The organism is Alteromonas gracilis (assembly GCF_043642145.1).
In the GTDB taxonomy this organism is placed as follows: domain Bacteria; phylum Pseudomonadota; class Gammaproteobacteria; order Enterobacterales; family Alteromonadaceae; genus Alteromonas; species Alteromonas gracilis_B.
On the sequence record NZ_JBHZRZ010000009.1, the window covers coordinates 21,632 to 39,749 of the forward strand.

The 18,118-nt window shown below is 45.0% G+C and carries 15 protein-coding genes; 2 read left to right on the top strand and 13 right to left on the bottom strand.

The window, feature by feature from the left end:
* Nucleotides 1-2: 2 nt before the first annotated feature.
* Nucleotides 3-1,241 (bottom strand): MFS transporter, encoded by a 1,239-nt coding sequence (locus ACHUFN_RS15500; RefSeq protein WP_394223342.1) that lies wholly within the window; start codon nucleotides 1,239-1,241, stop codon nucleotides 3-5.
* 187 nt (nucleotides 1,242-1,428) lie between these two features.
* Nucleotides 1,429-2,454, bottom strand: a complete 1,026-nt coding sequence (locus ACHUFN_RS15505) for a LacI family DNA-binding transcriptional regulator (protein WP_394223343.1) — start codon at nucleotides 2,452-2,454, stop codon at nucleotides 1,429-1,431.
* A 317-nt stretch (nucleotides 2,455-2,771) separates the two neighbouring features.
* Between ACHUFN_RS15505 and ACHUFN_RS15510 the strand changes: the two genes are divergently transcribed.
* Nucleotides 2,772-5,033, top strand: a complete 2,262-nt coding sequence (locus ACHUFN_RS15510; RefSeq protein ID WP_394223344.1) for a TonB-dependent receptor — start codon at nucleotides 2,772-2,774, stop codon at nucleotides 5,031-5,033.
* Between the two features lie 229 nt (nucleotides 5,034-5,262).
* The gene (locus ACHUFN_RS15515) at nucleotides 5,263-5,934 is read left to right on the top strand and encodes a haloacid dehalogenase type II (RefSeq protein ID WP_394223345.1); all 672 of its coding nucleotides are present in this window, start codon (nucleotides 5,263-5,265) and stop codon (nucleotides 5,932-5,934) included.
* A gap of 109 nt (nucleotides 5,935-6,043) precedes the next feature.
* Here the strand turns inward: ACHUFN_RS15515 and ACHUFN_RS15520 are convergent, their stop codons facing one another.
* The 11 genes from ACHUFN_RS15520 to ACHUFN_RS15570 all read right to left on the bottom strand — a co-directional run bounded on the left by ACHUFN_RS15520 (nucleotide 6,044) and on the right by ACHUFN_RS15570 (nucleotide 17,564).
* A complete protein-coding gene (locus ACHUFN_RS15520) occupies nucleotides 6,044-6,304 on the bottom strand; it encodes a hypothetical protein (protein ID WP_394223346.1) in 261 nt (86 codons plus the stop codon).
* Nucleotides 6,305-6,740: 436 nt separating this feature from the next.
* Nucleotides 6,741-7,346: a chemoreceptor glutamine deamidase CheD gene (cheD, locus tag ACHUFN_RS15525; RefSeq protein ID WP_394223347.1), complete on the bottom strand. Its 606-nt coding sequence runs from the start codon at nucleotides 7,344-7,346 to the stop codon at nucleotides 6,741-6,743.
* Nucleotides 7,347-7,385: 39 nt separating this feature from the next.
* Nucleotides 7,386-8,432: a protein-glutamate methylesterase/protein-glutamine glutaminase gene (locus ACHUFN_RS15530; protein WP_394223348.1), complete on the bottom strand. Its 1,047-nt coding sequence runs from the start codon at nucleotides 8,430-8,432 to the stop codon at nucleotides 7,386-7,388.
* Nucleotides 8,407-9,036 (bottom strand): chemoreceptor glutamine deamidase CheD, encoded by a 630-nt coding sequence (cheD, locus tag ACHUFN_RS15535; RefSeq protein ID WP_394223349.1) that lies wholly within the window; start codon nucleotides 9,034-9,036, stop codon nucleotides 8,407-8,409. The genes ACHUFN_RS15530 and cheD (ACHUFN_RS15535) overlap by 26 nt, the downstream gene beginning before the upstream one ends.
* 14 nt (nucleotides 9,037-9,050) lie before the next feature.
* Nucleotides 9,051-9,881, bottom strand: coding sequence for a CheR family methyltransferase (locus tag ACHUFN_RS15540; protein WP_394223350.1), 831 nt, complete (start codon nucleotides 9,879-9,881; stop codon nucleotides 9,051-9,053).
* A 3-nt stretch (nucleotides 9,882-9,884) separates the two neighbouring features.
* Nucleotides 9,885-12,365 (bottom strand): methyl-accepting chemotaxis protein, encoded by a 2,481-nt coding sequence (locus ACHUFN_RS15545; protein WP_463424085.1) that lies wholly within the window; start codon nucleotides 12,363-12,365, stop codon nucleotides 9,885-9,887.
* Nucleotides 12,366-12,839: 474 nt separating this feature from the next.
* The gene (locus tag ACHUFN_RS15550; protein ID WP_394223352.1) at nucleotides 12,840-13,343 is read right to left on the bottom strand and encodes a chemotaxis protein CheW; all 504 of its coding nucleotides are present in this window, start codon (nucleotides 13,341-13,343) and stop codon (nucleotides 12,840-12,842) included.
* Complete coding sequence (locus ACHUFN_RS15555; RefSeq protein WP_394223353.1) at nucleotides 13,340-15,439, bottom strand: chemotaxis protein CheW; 2,100 nt, start codon at nucleotides 15,437-15,439, stop codon at nucleotides 13,340-13,342. Before ACHUFN_RS15555 ends, ACHUFN_RS15550 begins: the two co-directional genes overlap by 4 nt.
* Before the next feature lie 37 nt (nucleotides 15,440-15,476).
* Nucleotides 15,477-15,842, bottom strand: coding sequence for a response regulator (locus ACHUFN_RS15560; RefSeq protein WP_394223354.1), 366 nt, complete (start codon nucleotides 15,840-15,842; stop codon nucleotides 15,477-15,479).
* A gap of 54 nt (nucleotides 15,843-15,896) precedes the next feature.
* Nucleotides 15,897-17,081, bottom strand: coding sequence for a methyl-accepting chemotaxis protein (locus ACHUFN_RS15565; RefSeq protein ID WP_394223355.1), 1,185 nt, complete (start codon nucleotides 17,079-17,081; stop codon nucleotides 15,897-15,899).
* A gap of 291 nt (nucleotides 17,082-17,372) precedes the next feature.
* Nucleotides 17,373-17,564 (bottom strand): hypothetical protein, encoded by a 192-nt coding sequence (locus tag ACHUFN_RS15570; protein WP_394223356.1) that lies wholly within the window; start codon nucleotides 17,562-17,564, stop codon nucleotides 17,373-17,375.
* Nucleotides 17,565-18,118 lie beyond the last annotated feature (554 nt).

An 18,118-nucleotide genomic window follows, 5' to 3' on the forward strand; every position in this document is an offset into this window, starting at 1 on the left:
AATTACTGCGCACCTTTAGCCGTTAAAGAAGAAGACGCTTTTTTAAAGAAGAATAAGGTTACTACCAACGCACCTATAGGAATAAGAGATAAATAGAATGCTTGCTGCCCGCCTACGGCGTCGAAAATAAAGCCCGTTACAATAGACCCCGTGGTTCCCCCTAGCGCTGAAAACACAACAATTAACCCTGTCATTGGTGCATGCTGATGCTGAGGCAATGCACTTAACATTACCGAGTTAAGCACAGGGTAAATAGGTGCCATCATTAACCCAATTAAAGGAATGAGGAACGCCGCAATGGGAGCATCGGCCCAACTTGCTATTGCGCTGTCTGCCACGTTTTCTGCAAGTGGAAGGCTTAGCAGCATAACCGTGGCCATACCCGCTAAGCATATGTTTAGGAAGGGATACCAGTTCATTCGCGTTAGTACCGCACCGGCCGTTAAGCGCCCTACAGCTAAGGCAATAGCAAATATGCTGGTTATTTGAATGCTCACTTGCGTGGGTAACCCTAACACTTCTTTATTAAATGTAGGCAGCCATGAACCTATGCCCTGCTCTATTAGCACATAAAGAAAAATAGAAAAGATAAAAACCAGCACCAGCGGCTTGTAAGCCAGCCTCAACATGCTTAAAAACTCATTAGCTAGCCCTTCAGATTTCGATTTTTCAACACCTTGAATGGGAGCCAGTGCAACTACAATAAGGGTAAAGCCCACCAGTGCAGCCAATAAGTAATACACATTTAGCCACGACAACGACGCGTCGTTGTTGGGGTCGATGAAGCCAGCAAACATCCAATAGCCCGACAACACCCCTAGCATAAAAATTCCTTCAATGGTGTTCATTAACGAAGAGTGCGCCTTGGTTGTGGATGACAGTTGCCCGATGATGGCATACACCGACACCTTCACCAGCGCAAAAGCAGTACCTATGCAGGCAAATAGCACTTTAATAAACCAAAAGCTGGCGATTGTTGGGGTTAGTGCACATGCAACGGCAACTAGTGCTAGGCCCAGTAGCATAGATAGCTTATATCCTACTCTTGGAATGAAACTGGCCACTAGGAATGAAACTATGGCAATAGAAAGGTCTTTAAACCCTTCTAGGGTGCTAGCTTGTGGTTTACTGATGTCGAAACTATTGATCGATTGCAATATAACAGTACCAACACTGTTAAGCAGTATGGCAAATACGTAATAGCTAATGGCAATGGCTGCAATGACCATGAGTCGAGACATGTGTAAACACTCTGTTAACTTAATTATGCTGGAGTGTAGTCGCAAGAAAATTAAAATGCAAACGTTTGCAATAACACTCTACAGCATTAAAAAACGACCTTCATTCACCAGCTAATTGGGTAAATAAACTTTTCTCTCTAATTCTCAGACAGCGTTTATGTATAAAGACCATAGTAAAAACTGCGTGTTAGTCGCTATGCTGCGTTGAACGACGGGGTATTAACGTGGTTTCCACAACTTGGCTGTTGGTGGGCTTGTTCTCAAGTTGATTTAACAATTGAGCAACCATGTTGGTTGCAGCCTGCTGTGTATTTTGGCGTACGGTTGTTAATGATGGATGCATAAGCTCGGCTAATGAAATATCGTCATACCCCACTATGCCAACATCACTTGGAATGCCTACGTAACGCTCTTTCAATGCTTTTAATGCGCCAAGCGCAACCATATCGCTTACACAAACAATGCCGTCGAAGTCTAAACCATTAGCCTTAATGCGCTGATTAATATATTGGTAGGCCGCTTTCGAAGTAATATCTATGGCACAAGTACACTGTGGGTCTAGTGATGTGTTGGCGTCAAAATGTGCTTGCGCGTAGCCTCTGTGCCGTTCTTGCATTTCAGCGTGTTCAGAGTCACCCAAAAATAAAATACGTTTTGCGCCATGGGCAAGTAAATGCTGCGTAGCAGTATATCCGCCCAAATAATTGTCGCCACCAATAATGGGGTACGGCGCATTGGCTTTTGCATCACCCCACACCACAATTGGAATGCCTGCTTCAGCCGCTCTGTCTATCTTCGCCGTCGACTTCCCCTGCCCAATAACAATAATGCCGTCGGCACGTTGGCTACGTATAAAGTAATTGGCCCAGTCATCCGATGCCATGAAGGAATTAGACAGTAATAACTCGTAACCCTTGGCGTTAAGCGCTTGGTTTAATTCGCCCACCAGCTTCAGCAAGAACGGGTCGGTGGTGCTCTGCTCAGTGTTATCGATAAGGTTTAAGATTACCGCTATTACATTGGTTTTTTGGGTTCTTAAACGGCTTGCAGCCGCGTTAATACTGAAATTATGTTCTTTCGCTAACGCCTGAATTCTGCTTCGCGTTTCTTTCTTTATCAGCGGATTGTCTTTTAATGCTCGTGATGCAGTAGAAGTAGAAACGCCAGCTATTTCAGCTAGCTTCGCCAAAGTGAGTTTTGTTTCAGAAACCAATGTATACGTTCTCTAATTTTATTGGGTATGCCGCGCAATCGGTGGCTATTACATTGATAATACGGCATTACTTGCTTGCCAGCTACCCGATAAGCCTTGCGCTACGCATGTGAAATTACAATATAGCGCGAAACGCTAACGCGTCAAACCATGTTAACAACAACCAACAAAAAATTTGCAAACGATTGCATTTTATTCTTGCAATCGTTTGCAAACAGATCTATTTTGTTCCGAAATCGTGATGCGTATAACAATTTTTAAACCTGTTTAACGCATTCAGTTAACAACGCAATAGAACATTTTCGGGAGCACACACCATGAAAACGTTGTTTACAAAAGGAATGCTGGCGAGTGCAGTAGCAATAGCACTAACGCAGCCTGCTTTGGCGCAAGAAGACGTAAAGCAAAAAGCGAAAGATAACGCTGAAATCATTGTTGTCAGCGGTACGCCAGGTGGCGCAGGAATTAGAAAAATTGACGCAAGCTTCGCGGTTACAAACATTGATGCAAGCGACATTGAGAAGTTAGCACCTAAATCAACAGCCGATCTTTTCAAGGCCATTCCAGGTGTTTGGGTTGAAAGTTCAGGCGGTGAGTCGGGCGCAAACGTTTTTGTTCGTGGTTTTCCTGGTGGCGGTGATGCACCGTTTTTAACTATTGCGCTGGAAAACTCGCCTATTTACCCTGCTCCTACGCTGTCGTTTTTAGAAAACTCTCAGCTATTTCGTATAGACGACACCATTGAAATGGTTGAAGGCTTACGCGGCGGCCCAAACCCAGTAGTGAGTAATGGTCAGCCTGGCCTTACAACTAACTTCCGCCTTAAGCGCGGCTCAGAGTCTACCGAAGCATCGGCGAAATACACTATTTCTGACTACGGTCTTAATCGTGTAGATGTTGTGGCAAGCGGCGCACTAGACGACGACTTGTACTACATGGTGGGTGGCTACATTAAAAGCTCAGAAGGTATTCGTGATGCAGGCTTTAACTCAGAGCAAGGCAATCAGTTTACCGTTAACATCACCAAAGTTTTCGATAAAGGTGAATTGAACCTTTATACACGTCAAACCGACGATCGCGGTACTTGGTACTTGCCAACGCCTTTGAACGTTGAGGGTATAGACGCTAATTACACACAAATTGGCCCACTAAATCGCCAAGCCACTATTACATATGGCCCGAACGACACTACTGAGGCGTTTGATTTTGGTGAAGGTCGTGGCTGGGACGGTCACGTAAGCGGCGGTAGCATTAAGCTTGATTTAGGTAATGATTGGCAGCTTGTCGATCGCTTTAACCTAACAAAAGGTGAAGCAAACACATTTGGTCTTGTACCAAATGGCTCTGCAGCTACAGTAGGTGAAATTTCTGACAACGGTCAGTTTGCAACGGGCGCTGTAACAGGTACAGAGTACGATGCAGATACACCTATTCAACAAATTGGCCGCTGGGTAGTGCTTAAAGACATTGAAGCGTTTACCAACGACTTAGCAGTATCTAAAAGCTGGGACGACTTTGACACGTCATTTGGTATCTACAGCGCAACCACAAAAGCGAAAGACTGGTGGAGCATTGGAAACACGGCATACCACGTACTACAGCCAGGTGGAGAGTTGCTTGACGGTATTGAGTGTAACACCAACCCTGAAGGTTGCAGTGACTTCAACTACGACATTAGCGCAGTGGGTGATGCAAGCACGTTCGCACTTTACGCCACCAGTACATGGTATGCCACTGATGACTTAAGCATTGACCTTGGTTTGCGCCGTGAAAATCACGAAGTTAACTATTCGGTAGATGAAGGCCTTGATGGTCAAATTACTAAAGCCGTGCAATACGATGAAAGCAAAACATCGTGGACGTTAGGTGCAAACTACGCGCTAAACGATACCAGTGGTGTCTTTGTTCGCATGAACCGTGGCTACAAAATGCCTTACTTCGATGACTTCAGAGACAACTTCGATGCGTTCAATGGCGGCAACGATCTTATTAAGCAAGTGACACAAGGCGAATTAGGCTATAAGTACATGGACGATAGCATTCAGTTTTTCGCTACGGCCTTTGCTAACGAAGTTGAAGGCGACACGTTTGTACGCCGCCCGGGCGCGCCAGCTGAGATCCTAACGAACCAAGCCTACGGCGTTGAGCTTGACGGTCGCTATAATCACGATTCTGGTTTCTCGCTTAGCGTAAATGCTACGCTGCAAGAAACTGAGATTACGGAAAGCGCAACCAACGAAGGTAATGAAGCACAGCGTCAGCCTAGCTGGCAGGTTCGCGTTACCCCAAGCTATGCGTTTGAAGTTGGCGATATGTATGCCACCGTATTCGGTACGTTCTCAGCCGTTGATGACCGTTTCGGTAATAACGAAAACACAGTGGTGCTTGAAGGATACGAAAAGCTTGATGTGGGCCTAACCCTAGAGCCAATTGAATCGCTTCGCCTTCAGTTCTCGGTAGACAACCTCACTGACGAACAAGGCATTACAGAAGGTGATCCACGTAATCCAGACTCGCCAAACGGTCGCTATATTATGCCTCGTAGTATGAAGCTAAGCGTTGCGTACTTATTCTTCTAATTGCTTAACAGCACCTTGTTTTACGCAAAGCCGGCATGTTTTCATGCCGGCTTTTTTATTTTTGTACTAATCAGTGTTTTGTAGTTCCTTTCTTTTCGCTTTGTAGAAAAACCAGAAACACAGAAGTAACACCAAAAGGAAAACCAATTCTGTTATACAGCGGTATAAGCAACAAAGGAGTTTGGTGAAAACCTCATGTTTATTGCCATCAACAACAGGAAGGTGAATTATGACCCCACGGGTTATTTTCTTCGATATTAACGAAACGCTGTTAGACATGCAGGCCATAAAAACGGGCCTCGCCTCGGTATTAAACGGTGATGAAACACTGGTAGATTTATGGTTTGCTAACTTGCTTCATCATAGCTTGGTAGAAACAGCATCTGCGCAGTTTCACGATTTCATAGATGTAGGCGCAGCAGCACTTACTATGGTGGCTTATAGCAAAGGCATTTCACTGGATGAAGCTACCGCGAAAGAAACGATTAAAGAACACATCACCAAGCTTCCTGCTCACGACGATGTTGTTCCCACACTTGAGGCGCTTCAAAGCGCCGGCGTTACTTTAGTTGCCCTTTCAAACTCGTCAGATGCTGGGCTAAATGCACAGCTAACATTTGCCAACATAAAGCACTATTTTTCACATGTCTTAAGCGTTGAACGCATTCGAACCTACAAGCCAAACCCAGCTGTGTATCATTGGGCCTGTCAGCAGGCGAATGTAAAAAATGAAGAGGCTATGATGGTTGCCGCTCACGGATGGGATGTCAGTGGCGCTAAAGCAACAGGAATGCAAACAGCCTTTGTTAAACGTGCTGGCAAAATGATGTACCCACTAGGTCTTTGCCCTGACTATAGTATTTCATCGCTTAAAGAACTTATAAGTATTATTGAGTTGTAGGCTGGCGTGGTCGCGATTTGAAGTGACATTACGTATAAGATGTTAAACGTAAAAGGTATAAACAAAAAAGTCTTACCGAAGTAAGACTTTTTAGATAGACATGAGCCGATTAAACTTTTGCCAGCTTTGGTTGATTGGCTTCAAAGCCCTTTGTGCTGCACGAGTTACGTTTTGTCTCTAGTGCGCCTAGTTGGCGCTTTAGCCACGACTTTTGAATACCAGACTTGGCTGTATCCATTTCAGTGCTTACGCGTGTGATTTCTTTTCCGACGTTTACGCATGCTTTCTTATTCGGTTCAAAACCACCATTCGCTAGAACAGAAGAAGAAAACAATAAGGCCGATACCGCTATAAGTGTTTGCTGTTTCATAAGAGTCCCCAACTACTCGTTATAATCCCGGGTTAGTGTCATACCGTAAAAATGAGCATAGTTTTGCTCTGGAATCTGTAAGGAATATAGCAGGCCTTTTTTCGTTGTTAGGTACTACAAAACATACGCAGTAATGAATCGACCACCATATAGGTATTGCCATTACTGATAAGTCATTGTCTTTTATATTATTATGGCGACAATGCTTAGCCTTTCTAATTTCCTTACGTATTAACGTTTATATTTTTACGTACTTTACAGTAAGCCTATCCATAGTATCGGCCACAGCAACAGCTTTCTGTAGCAGCATTACTCACTATTAAGCGCCGCTATTAAAACACCTAAGCTTTACTGGAACAACCCTAATAAAGATAGTTGAAAACTCTAAAAAAAGTGAGCATTCACTGTAAATTTTCACACTTGTATTGAAAGCAACTTAATCCTCGAATAGATCTACACTGCCACTTGAAGCGCGCCTTGATAGCTCCCACCTGTGCTGACTCTCTCTGTTAATAATAGTTGCGTTCTTCAGCGTGTGAATCTTTTTCATAAGCACACTGCCATCGTGAGGAAAAAAGTAAATTTTCCTTGCGTAGTCTTGGCGCAAGTCACTGGCAAGTACTGTTATCCCTTCTGCCATCAAATACTTTTCGATAAAGTTAGCATTGATTTGGCCGACATCCTGTTGAACGAACGTAGGCACAACCTTACCGCCGCCAAACACTTTTGCCTTCATTCTCTTCTTACTTGCTCCCATTTTAATGAGATCGTTAACCAATAGCTCCATTGCATAGACGCCGTAACGTGCGGCGTTTTCATGGGCCTCTGATGTGTTCGAAGATGTGGGTAGCATAAAATGATTCATTCCCCCAACATTTAACAGCGGGTCGTAAAGGCATACCGCAATACACGAACCTAAAACCGTCACCAGCATTTTGTTGGCACTGGTTACAAAGTATTGCCCAGGCAAAAGCTTTACCGCGTCAATGGAAAAACGTTCATCAAAATATTGTATTGGGCTTTCAAACTCTTCATTTTCCATTGAATATTAATAACTTCGCTATGCAGTGTGAAAAAGTGGCTAGTATCGACTTGCAGCACCTAGCGACTCTAGAGTGTCTAAAATCGCATCTGAAATATCTTCTAACGGTTTGATAAAACTAGCAGCACCCATGTCAATGGCCGCTTTTGGCATACCATAAATCACACAGGTCTCTTCGTTCTGGCAAAACGTTATAGAGCCTTTCGACTTCATATTCATTAAGCCTGCGGCGCCATCTTTTCCCATTCCGGTAAGTAGAACACCTACGGCATTCTCTGCGGCGTGCTCGGCAAGTGAATTGAACATCACATCGACAGACGGCTTGTGCCCAGACACTTTAGGTCCATCGCTAAGGTTCAATCGGTAATCTGCCCCGCTCCGCTCTATTTGTAAATGCTTGTTACCCGGCGCTAAATAAGCAAAGCCGGGTAATAGCCTTTCCCCACCTTGCGCTTCTTTAACGGTAATTTCGCATAGGCTATCAAGTCGCTTGGCATAGGTACTGGTGAAGCCTGGGGGCATGTGTTGTGAAATGATGGTGGCGGGTGCATTGCGCGGAAAATGCATGATTACATCTTTGATAGCTTCTGTACCTCCGGTAGAAGCACCAATACCTATAAGCTTCTCTGTGCCCGTGTAACGCAAAGACGCGTGTCTCGTGCTTCGTGTTTGCGTGGGCCTACTCATTGTCGAATTTGCCGCGGCTTTTATCTTTTCCACAATTACAGAAGCGTACTCGGCCATTCCCTGTGCTACCCCTATTTTAGGTTTAGCCATGAAGTCGACAGCACCTAACTCTAGTGCGCGAAGTGTGGCGTCGGCCCCCCGTTCCGTTAACGTTGAAATCATCACTACCGGGGTTGGCATTGCCTTCATCATTACCTCTAGAAACCGTAAGCCATCTACCTTTGGCATTTCAATGTCTAAAGTAAGTACGTCAGGTTTGAATTCTTGCATTATTCGCTTAGCTGCATAGGCATCTGGCGCCGCCCCCACTAATTTGAAAGTGGGTTCCTGCGTTATAATCTCTGTCAGTAATTGGCGAATTAGTGCAGAGTCATCAACTATGAGGACTTTTATAGGCATAAGGCTGTTCCGAAAATGAAATCACACCCGTTTTTGCTTGTTCAGAAAGCAAATACCGATGACTAGACTCTCGTTCGTAAAGCGTCGCATTATTAAACTCACGTATACGCTTCATATAGACGTTTCCGTCTGCCGGGAAATAATATATTTTCCGCGCATAGGTAGACATAAGATCTTGGCTTACCACAGGAATGTTTGCGTTATCTAAATAGTCCAATACGAATTCCGCGTTTACTCTGCCAATATCCTGTTGAACAAAGCCTGGCAACACTTTTCCACCGCCAAACGCCTTCGCCACTAGTTTATTGCGACGGGCACCAAGGTGCACAAGCTGATCGATAAGCATATTCATTGCATGCACACCGTATTTCGTAGCTAAACAATCGTCTTGGCTTGAGATGAAATTAAGGTCAGGCAACATAAAATGATTCATGCCGCCAATCTTCTTTTCCTGATCGAAAATACATGCGGCAACACATGAGCCCAGAATAGTCACTAACGCCTTATCTGAAGCGGTTGCGTAGTATTGACCTGGGAGTAATTTCACCGCTTCTTTTTGAAGGCGGTTATCAAAATACCGAATAGGAGTTTCATCCTGACACATACTGCACATTCCTTTTATACAACCGGCCGATAAATCGTTTTACCCATAGGTGCAACTAGCTCAGGATACATGGTGAAGTTTTCTGAGTGCCCAGCGACATACATCCCATCGTGTGGCATCAGCTTAACCATTCGCGCCAAAATTTTTCGCTGGGTAGGGCGGTCAAAGTAAATCATCACATTCCTACAAAAAATGACGTCAACGGTTCCAGCTACACACCAGTTCGGCGACGTTAAGTTTAATAGCTCAAACTGCACCATTTTCCTTAATTCGTCGACAACCCTTACTCTTCCAGTCTGTGCTCCTTTGCCTCGGTAAAAGAACTGCGTTTTATAATCGTAAGACAACTGATTAATACTGTTTTGCGCATACACACCCTCACGTGCTTTCTGCAATACCTTACTATCGATATCTGTAGCTATTATCTGTATGTCGGGCGTGAAGGTGCCAAACACCGAGGCTACCGTCATGGCAATGCTATAGGGCTCTTCGCCCGTGCTGCTAGCTGCACACCAAATGCGTTTAGTTTGCGGGCGCTTGTGTAGATAGTTCGCGAGGGCGTCAAAGTGGTGAGGCTCTCTGAAAAAGGCAGTAAGGTTAGTGGTGAGTGCATTGATGAAGTGCTCCATTTCATCTTTGCTACTGTTTACATACGTCAAATATTCCTTAAAGCTGGTAAGTTCAAGTAGACGCAGCCGCCTAGCAAGGCGGCTGTACACCATGGCATCTTTCGAGTCAGATAAATTTATACCCGCTTGCTTAAATAGCAGGCTTTTCACCCTCTCGAAGTCTCTTCGGCTATATGAAAATTCCCTTTGAGCATCCGCACTTGGTATAGCCGTCATACACTAAAATGCCTCCCAATCCGACTCGTCTGGTTTTGCAGGGTTGAGTGCTTTTAAGCGCTGCCTTGGAACTTCACGCTCTTTCGGTAGCGCTTTGCTTCCATTTAGTTGTTGTAGCGCAGCGGTAGTTGGTGCTTTGCGAGTACTTCCCACTTTGAACACCGACACACGCTGTGCAAGCTCGCCAGATTGCTGTCTCATGCTATCTGCAGCCGCCGCCGCTTCTTCTACTAACGCTGCATTTTGCTGCGTCATTTCATCCATCTGTACTACTGCGTTACTCACTTCCTGAATACCCGTAGCTTGCTCAGATGATGCCGCTGCAATTTCAGACATAATATCGTTTACGCGCTTAATTGCCGTAACAATATTAGCCATGGTTTCACCAGACTTATTCACTAACACGTTTCCATCGCCAATTTTGTCTACCGACGCTGAAATTAATGCCTTTATGTCTTTCGCTGCTTCGGCAGAGCGCTGTGCAAGGGTTCTTACCTCTGAGGCAACAACCGCGAAGCCACGCCCTTGTTCACCTGCCCTTGCTGCTTCAACAGCAGCATTCAAAGCAAGAATGTTGGTTTGGAACGCGATGCCGTCGATAACCCCGATAATGTCAGAAATTCGCTGTGCTGAGTCGTTAATTTCGCCCATGGTATGCACCACTTGCTCAATTACTTTACCGCCCTCAGAAGCCACTTCCGACGCTTGACTTGCTAACCCTTTCGCTTGGTCGGCATTCTCTGCATTTAACCGCACTGTGCCAGTTAACTCTTCCATGGCAGAGGCGGTTTCTTCTAGGCTTGAAGCTTGTTGTTCAGTGCGACTAGATAAGTCTGCATTTCCTGTAGCGATTTCATTTGATGCGGTGTCGATGGTTTCTACCGCCGTGTGAATTTTGACTATAGTGTCGCGCAGTTCACCAATAAAGTGGTTGATAGACTCACCAAGCACTTTGAAATCGCCTTCTAGTGGCTCATCAATGGTTTTCAGCAAATCACCATCCGTTAAACTTGCCATAATCGACTTAATGCTTTCTATTGCTAGCGTTCGGCCTGTAATGTCTGTAGCGTATTTCACTACTCTAAATGGCTTGCCGTTTTGGTCTAAAATTGGGTTATAAGAAGCTTGAATATAAACAGGGTTGCCTGTTTTATCTAAGCGCTTGTATTCTCCGCTGGCGTAAACGCCTTGGCGCAGCTGCTCCCAAAATGCGGTATATTCTGGGCTGCTTTTTAAGGCAGGCTCTACAAAAATGCTGTGGTGTTTACCCTTTACTTCCTCAAGCGTATATCCCATGGCCGCCAAGAAATTGCTGTTAGCATTTAATATCACACCTTCAAGGTCGAACTCGATAACCGCCTGAGACTTACTTATTGCCGTTAACTGACCTTCGAAATAAGCATTCTTAAGTTTATCTTCGGTAATATTCGTGGCGTATTTTACCACTCTGAATGGCTTACCATTCATGTCTTCAATTGGGTTGTAAGACGCTTGGATCCAGACGTTTTTGCCTTCTTTACTGACTCGCTTGAACTCTCCAGAAAAGAAGTTACCTTCTTTTAGCTCTGACCAAAAACGTTGATACGACTCTGACTGTCTGGTTTCCTCGTCAACAAATAATTGGTGATGCTTGCCTTTCACTTCATCTAGGCGATAGCCCATGGTGTTGAGGAAATTATCATTGGCGGTAATGATGGTGCCATCAACATCAAACTCGATAACTGCCTGCGACTTGCTAATAGCGTTTATTTGTCCTTCGAAGTAGGCATTCCTAAGCTTGTCTTGCGTAACGTCGGTAGCAAACTTCACCACTTTAAATGGCTTACCGTTGCTGTCGAAGATAGGGTTATAAGACGCACGGATCCAAATCTCTCGTCCGCCTTTGGCAATGCGCTTGAATTCACCCTCACTGTGCTCACCTGCTTTTAGGCTTTGCCAGAATGCGGCGTATTCGGAGCTCAACTTATAGCTTGGGTCGACAAACATACTATGATGCTGCCCTTTAATTTCTGAAAGGCTATACCCCATTGCAGCAAGAAAGTTTTCATTGGCATCAAGAATGTGCCCATCTAGGTCAAATTCAATAACGGCCTGAGACTTATGAATGGCCGTGATTTGCCCTTCAAAATCTGCATTCTTTTGCTTCTGCGCGGTAATGTCAGAGGCAAACTTAATAATGTAATCAACCTCACCGTTTTCGTCGAACACGGGGTTGTAGGTAGCTTGAATCCATACCTCTTCCCCTTGTTTGTTCACTCTGCAAAATTCGCCACTGTGTACGTCACCGCTCTTTAGTTTTCCCCAAAACTCTTTGTACTCTTCACTTTTGGCGTAATTGCTATCTACAAAAATACGATGATGCTTACCAACAACTTCGCTTTCGCTGTACCCCATAGCAGTTAAGAAGTTGTTATTGGCCGATAAAATTTCTCCGTCAGTGGTAAATGATATTACCGCTTGGCTTCGCATAATGGCATCAACCATGCCCTTATTGCGCTTGTTGTCGGTGTTGTCTTGCCATTCAGTAACGAAAAGTTGTTTGCCTTCATCTTCTACTGTTACAGCCGATGACGTTACACAAAAACCATGCTCTGCAAGAGCGACAACTCGCTTGCTGTCGCCCGTAACTTGGGTAAGAGAACTAGACAAATTACCTGCTGTATTCGATGGCTTTGTAATGTCGTCAATATGCTTACCTAACAGCGACGGCTCATCGGCACGAACAGAAAAGTCTTTTGGATAGGCTTTCGTCAAACTCAAAAAAGCAGGAGTGTGGTAGCAAATAACTCCCGCTCTATCGATAACTAACAAGTTTGATGCACTGGCCTCTAGAATACTCGACTTCAATAGCGCATCATGCTTTGCTATTTTGAGTTCTTCGCCTTTAAGAAAATTGAATACGCCCATAACTAATATTTCCCAATGTCAGGTGTTTCCGTTTAGTGAAGGACCTTGAAACTACGCGTTTTCTCGTACGCTTTCAGGGGCAACTAAACCCAGCTCATCGCTGGTAATTAAACTTTCTATGTTCACCAGAATGACCATATTTTCATCTACATCAGCCAGGCCGTGCAGATACCTGCTGTCAAAAGCTACGCCAAACTCTGGTGGCGGAAGCACTTGCTTTTCAGACAAGCGAATAACATCGGAAACACCGTCTACTACGATGCCAACAATGCGCTCTTGAATATTCAGCATTATCACTATTGTGAAGTCGTTGTACGTGGCCTCGCCCACATTAAACTTAATGCGCAAGTCCACAATAGGCACAATGTCACCACGCAAATTAATGACGCCTTTTATGAAAGCAGGCGCATTCGCAATTTTAGTGACCTGTTCGTAACCTCTTATCTCTTTAACCGTTGTGATGTCCAAAGCGTAGTGTTCGTCGCCAAGCACAAAACTTAAGTATTCTTTGTCTTGTCCACCTGAAACCGTTTGATGCAACGCAGTTTCATTCATGAAAGTAACTCCTCTATTTGACTTGAGGTATACGTAGTAGCAATGGAGTCTGCGTCGATAATAAGCGCAACTTTGCCGTCGCCCATAATGGTTGCTCCCGCAATGCCTGCTACTTTACGGTAGTGTTCTTCTAAACTTTTAATCACTACCTGCTGCTGTCCTACCAATGCGTCAACCAAAATACCAAACCGCTTTTTACTGCTTTCAAGCAAAACCACTATGCCCTCTGTGGGTGATTGCGCGGCATCTTCCACTTCCATAAAATCGTACAAGGGCACAAGGGGCCAGTATTGATCGCGTATATAAAGTACGGTGTCGTTGCCTAAGGTTTTGAGCTGCTGCTTCGTGGGCTGGAAAGATTCAACAATATTGAGAAGTGGGATAACGAATATTTGCTCGCCCACCGATACACACATGCCATCAACTATTGCGAGTGTAAGCGGCAAATGAATAAAGAAAGCCGAGCCTTCACCTGCGCTGGATTCAATATCGATACGCCCGCCAATTGTCTCGATGTTGCGTCGCACAACATCCATTCCTACGCCGCGCCCCGACACGTCGGTAATGGCTTCAGCAGTAGAGAACCCAGGTTGAAAGATTAGCTGCCACACGTCTGAGTCTGGCATGTCGTCTGATACGACAAGCCCGTTGCTTCGCGCTTTCTCTAAAATTTTGTTGCGGTTCAGGCCACCACCATCATCAATAATGCTTATGATAATACTGCCGCCCTTCTGCTCAGCATTTAAGATAACCGTACCTTTTTCAGGCTTCCCTGCCGCTGCACGTTTCTCAGGCATTTCAATACCATGATCAACGCTGTTGCGAATCAAATGCGTGAGCGGGTCGACGATTTTTTCAATCAAGCTTTTATCAATTTCAGTGCTGCCGCCCTGAAGAACAAGTTCAACTTGCTTCCCTAACTTGCCTGCTAAATCTCTTACCAAACGTGGGAAACGATTAAACGTTGCCGTTAGCGGTAGCATTCGCATAGACATGACCGACTCTTGAATTTCTCGCGTATTGCGCTGTAGCTCGTCGATGGCAAGCTGAAGACGCTCACCCACTTGCCCTTCTACGTCTTGCCCTATCATAGACAGCATGGACTGAGTAATAACAAGCTCGCCAACTAAATTAACCATGTCATCGATTTTGGTAGTATCTACCCGAATAGAGGATGCCTCTCGGGCCGTATTTTTCTTAGCCAAAGGCTTTGCTGGCGCTTTAACCGATGTTGGCAATGATGCCTCGTTTTCGGCATTCGTCGATGTGTGTTTTTCGTTGTCCGGCGCGTTCGTTGAACTTATTGAAACATTAGCGCCTTCTGGCCCTTTACTATCAGCACTGTGCACAACAGTATTGATATGGGCAGCAGATGGGACATCGTCAAAAAAGCCAAAACCATCATCTTCTTCTACCTTTGGCGCAGAGTGAGCAGCCTTGTCATCGTCAAAGAAACCAAAGCCATCATCAGTTTGCGCGGAAGTGTCACTGGACTCATCGTCGAAAAAGCCGAAGCTATCGTCGTCGCTAGTTTTACTTTTAGCGGGTTCGTCATCAAAGAAGCCAAAGCCTTCGTCTGATGCCTTAGCAGTATCACCGCTCTCATCATCAAAGAAGCCAAAACTTTCATCCTGTGCACTTTCGCTATTATGTTCCGTGACAGTGTCCGGCGATTCTTTGTGATGTTGACCGACAGCGTTCGCAACTTGACCATTTATTGCCAAGTTAAGAATTCTAATGCGCTCGGCAATACTGTCTTCTGGTAAGGGGGAGTCTTCGCGGTAGGCGTTTAGCGTGTCTTTTAAAACATCTAAGGTTTCCAACAGCACGTTTACAATATCGGCCGTTACGTTAAGCTCGTTATTACGTGCTTTATCGAGCAAGTTTTCCATAACATGCGTTAAATTCATTAACGCATCAAATCCAAATATTCCGCTCCCCCCTTTAATGGAGTGCGCGGCGCGGAATATACTATTTAGTTCTTCTGGATCTGGTGATTCGACGTCCAAGCTCATCAATAGCTGTTCCATATTGTCGAGATGCTCATCGCTCTCGTCAAAAAACACGCTATGAAATTGTTCGATATCAATGCTCATTCCGAATCCTTCCAGATTTTAAGATTGCTGGGCAGTTTTAGCCCAGTACTCGCTTTGCTACATCAAGCAATTTATTTGGGTCGAAGGGCTTAACCATCCAGCCCGTTGCACCAGCAGCTTTGCCTTTTGCTTTCATGTCGTCGCCGGCCTCTGTGGTAAGCATAACCACTGGTGTTCTGCTATAAGCACTTAATCCTCTGAGGTTTTTAATAAGTGTTAGGCCATCCATACGTGGCATGTTCTGGTCGGTTAGAACAAAATTGAAATTCTGGCTTTTGCATTTGTCTAACGCTTCTTGACCATCTTGAGCAGTCGTTACGGTATAGCCCGCGCCCTTTAGCGTCATCTCTACCATTTGACGAATTGATACTGAATCGTCAACGACTAATACATGCTTGCTCATATACTTACTTCTCCTATGAATGCCATAACTGATTTTGCTTTCTGTTCTTTTAGCCTAGAACAATTCAACTTCCCCAGCGTCCATAGACGTTGCTGAGACTGGGTTATGGTCGTTTTTTCCTTTAGCAGCCAGTGCTTTTTGATACTTAGTTAACGCACTTGAGAATTCATCGACATTATTAGCGTTCAATGTTGCCAACTGCTCTAAAATAAAATTCACCATGTCTTGGGTATATTGGATGTGCTGGCCGTTTATATCGCCAAATTGCATTCCGCGAATGGCTGCATTTACAGAGTTATCAATTTCAGAGCCAATGTTCTCAATCTGTTTGGTGGTAACTAAGTCCGCTTCGGCTTTTTTAATAATCTCTTGTAGCTGCGTACTTATATGCGTTTTCGCGTTTACGACTTGCGAGATGTCTTGCGAGGCCACCAATTTAGCTGTGTCTGTGAGCTTATCGACCAAACTTCGTATGTTTTCTACTTGGGTTTTAATGACGTCGCTAAACTGTGTTGAACGTGTTGATAACGCCCTTACTTCGTCAGCCACTACTGCAAACCCCCTTCCCGCCTCGCCGGCTCTTGCCGCTTCAATGGCAGCATTTAAAGCCAGCAAGTTAGTTTGAGCAGCAATATCGTCAATACCGCTTAGCGCATCAATAACCGTGGGCATGGCTTGTTGAATAGTTTCTACTTGTTCCATCAGAAACTTGGTAGAAGAAGACATTTTCTCAGTCGAGCCAATGAACTGTGTAAGGGTACTGTCGGTTTCTTTCGCAAAGTTGCGCATACGATCGGAATACGACTGCGTGTGTGCTTCATCAACACTTAACAAGTCTTCGATGCACTCAGTTTGTTGAGAAACTAATGCTTTTAAACTACTGAATGCGTGTGACAGAGTTTCTACGGCGTCGTCTTGCGTAGACTTAATGTCAGTAAGGTTAGTAACACAGGTACTCAGCGATACTTTTAGACCTTCGCTCGCCTTTTTAATATCTGCATTACTATTTAATGATGGAATTTCGGCACTACTTTCTACCGGGTAAATCACCTCGCTTTCACTCGCGCTTTTTGAGAAAACGAGGGCACATACAATAACTGACGCCGTTAGAACCACAAGCCCTGCCAGCGCTGAGACCAAGAAGTAGAGCGCCCACGCAACAATAATTCCTACACCTGAAATGACAAGTATACTCTTGAGCGTACTTTGCTGATTTAATGATGAGTTATTAACTGACAAAAAAGCTCTCCTTGAGATTAACACACGGTTTTGCTCTAACCGTAAATCCTACTTCTGATGCACATAGCGTTCAGCCAATCGATGTGGCTTGGAGGCTCTAACCGTTGCCCCATTACATGAGTCTTGTGCCGTATCTACTGTTAGCAAAACACAGCCTTATTGCGAAAAAGTAACAGCGTTATATTTAACCGCGCTCCTACAATATCCAGTAAGCGTAGTACTCATTTTGAAAAGTTGGCAAGAATATGCATCTTTTTTTAGTTAAACAAGCGCTTTTGGCATTACTTGCGTCTATCTGCATGTAAAAGCACCAAACGTGCCGATATAATACGTGATAACATAACGAATATTGCCTACGCTATTGAGCGTATTCATGGTGAGGAAACGCTTTTTTGCCGTAGGGCGAGGGGTAGCAGGAGGGCTGTCGATATCGTCAATTTGTGCTTTACCAAAGTCTAACTGTGCCGATGCATCTTCGGCCATAGTTAATTAAGGGGCGAACGCAGAGATTTGCTCTGCGACAAAGGTTAAACAATTCAGTTTAACCTTTGTCGCATGCTTGCGTGCCACCAGCTAAAGCCGTGGAATCTATTGCAGAGGCATTACCAAGGCCCTGCGTCGTATCTGTAATATTGGTAACACTGTCGCAATTAGCCGATGCCAATGAACTGTCTGTATTAAAGCCACTGCGCTTTTAAAAAGACGAAGAGAGATATTTGGCTTCAATGATGGTGCCTCGACCCAGGGTCGCAACGCGCGGCGCAGCCGCAGGGGCACGTTGGCGTGCGCCGGTTTTTCTCTAACCGCCGGAAACAAAAAAGCCCCTGCATTTTTGCAAGGGCTTCAATGATGGTGCCTCGACCCGGGGTCGCAACGCGCGGCGCAGCCGCAGGGGCACGTTAGCGTGTGCCTGTGTTTTCCCAACCACCGGAAACAAAAAAGCCCCTGCATTTCTGCAAGGGCTTCAATGATGGTGCCTCGACCCGGGATCGAACCAGGGACACGCGGATTTTCAATCCCTACAAGCCTTGTAGCAA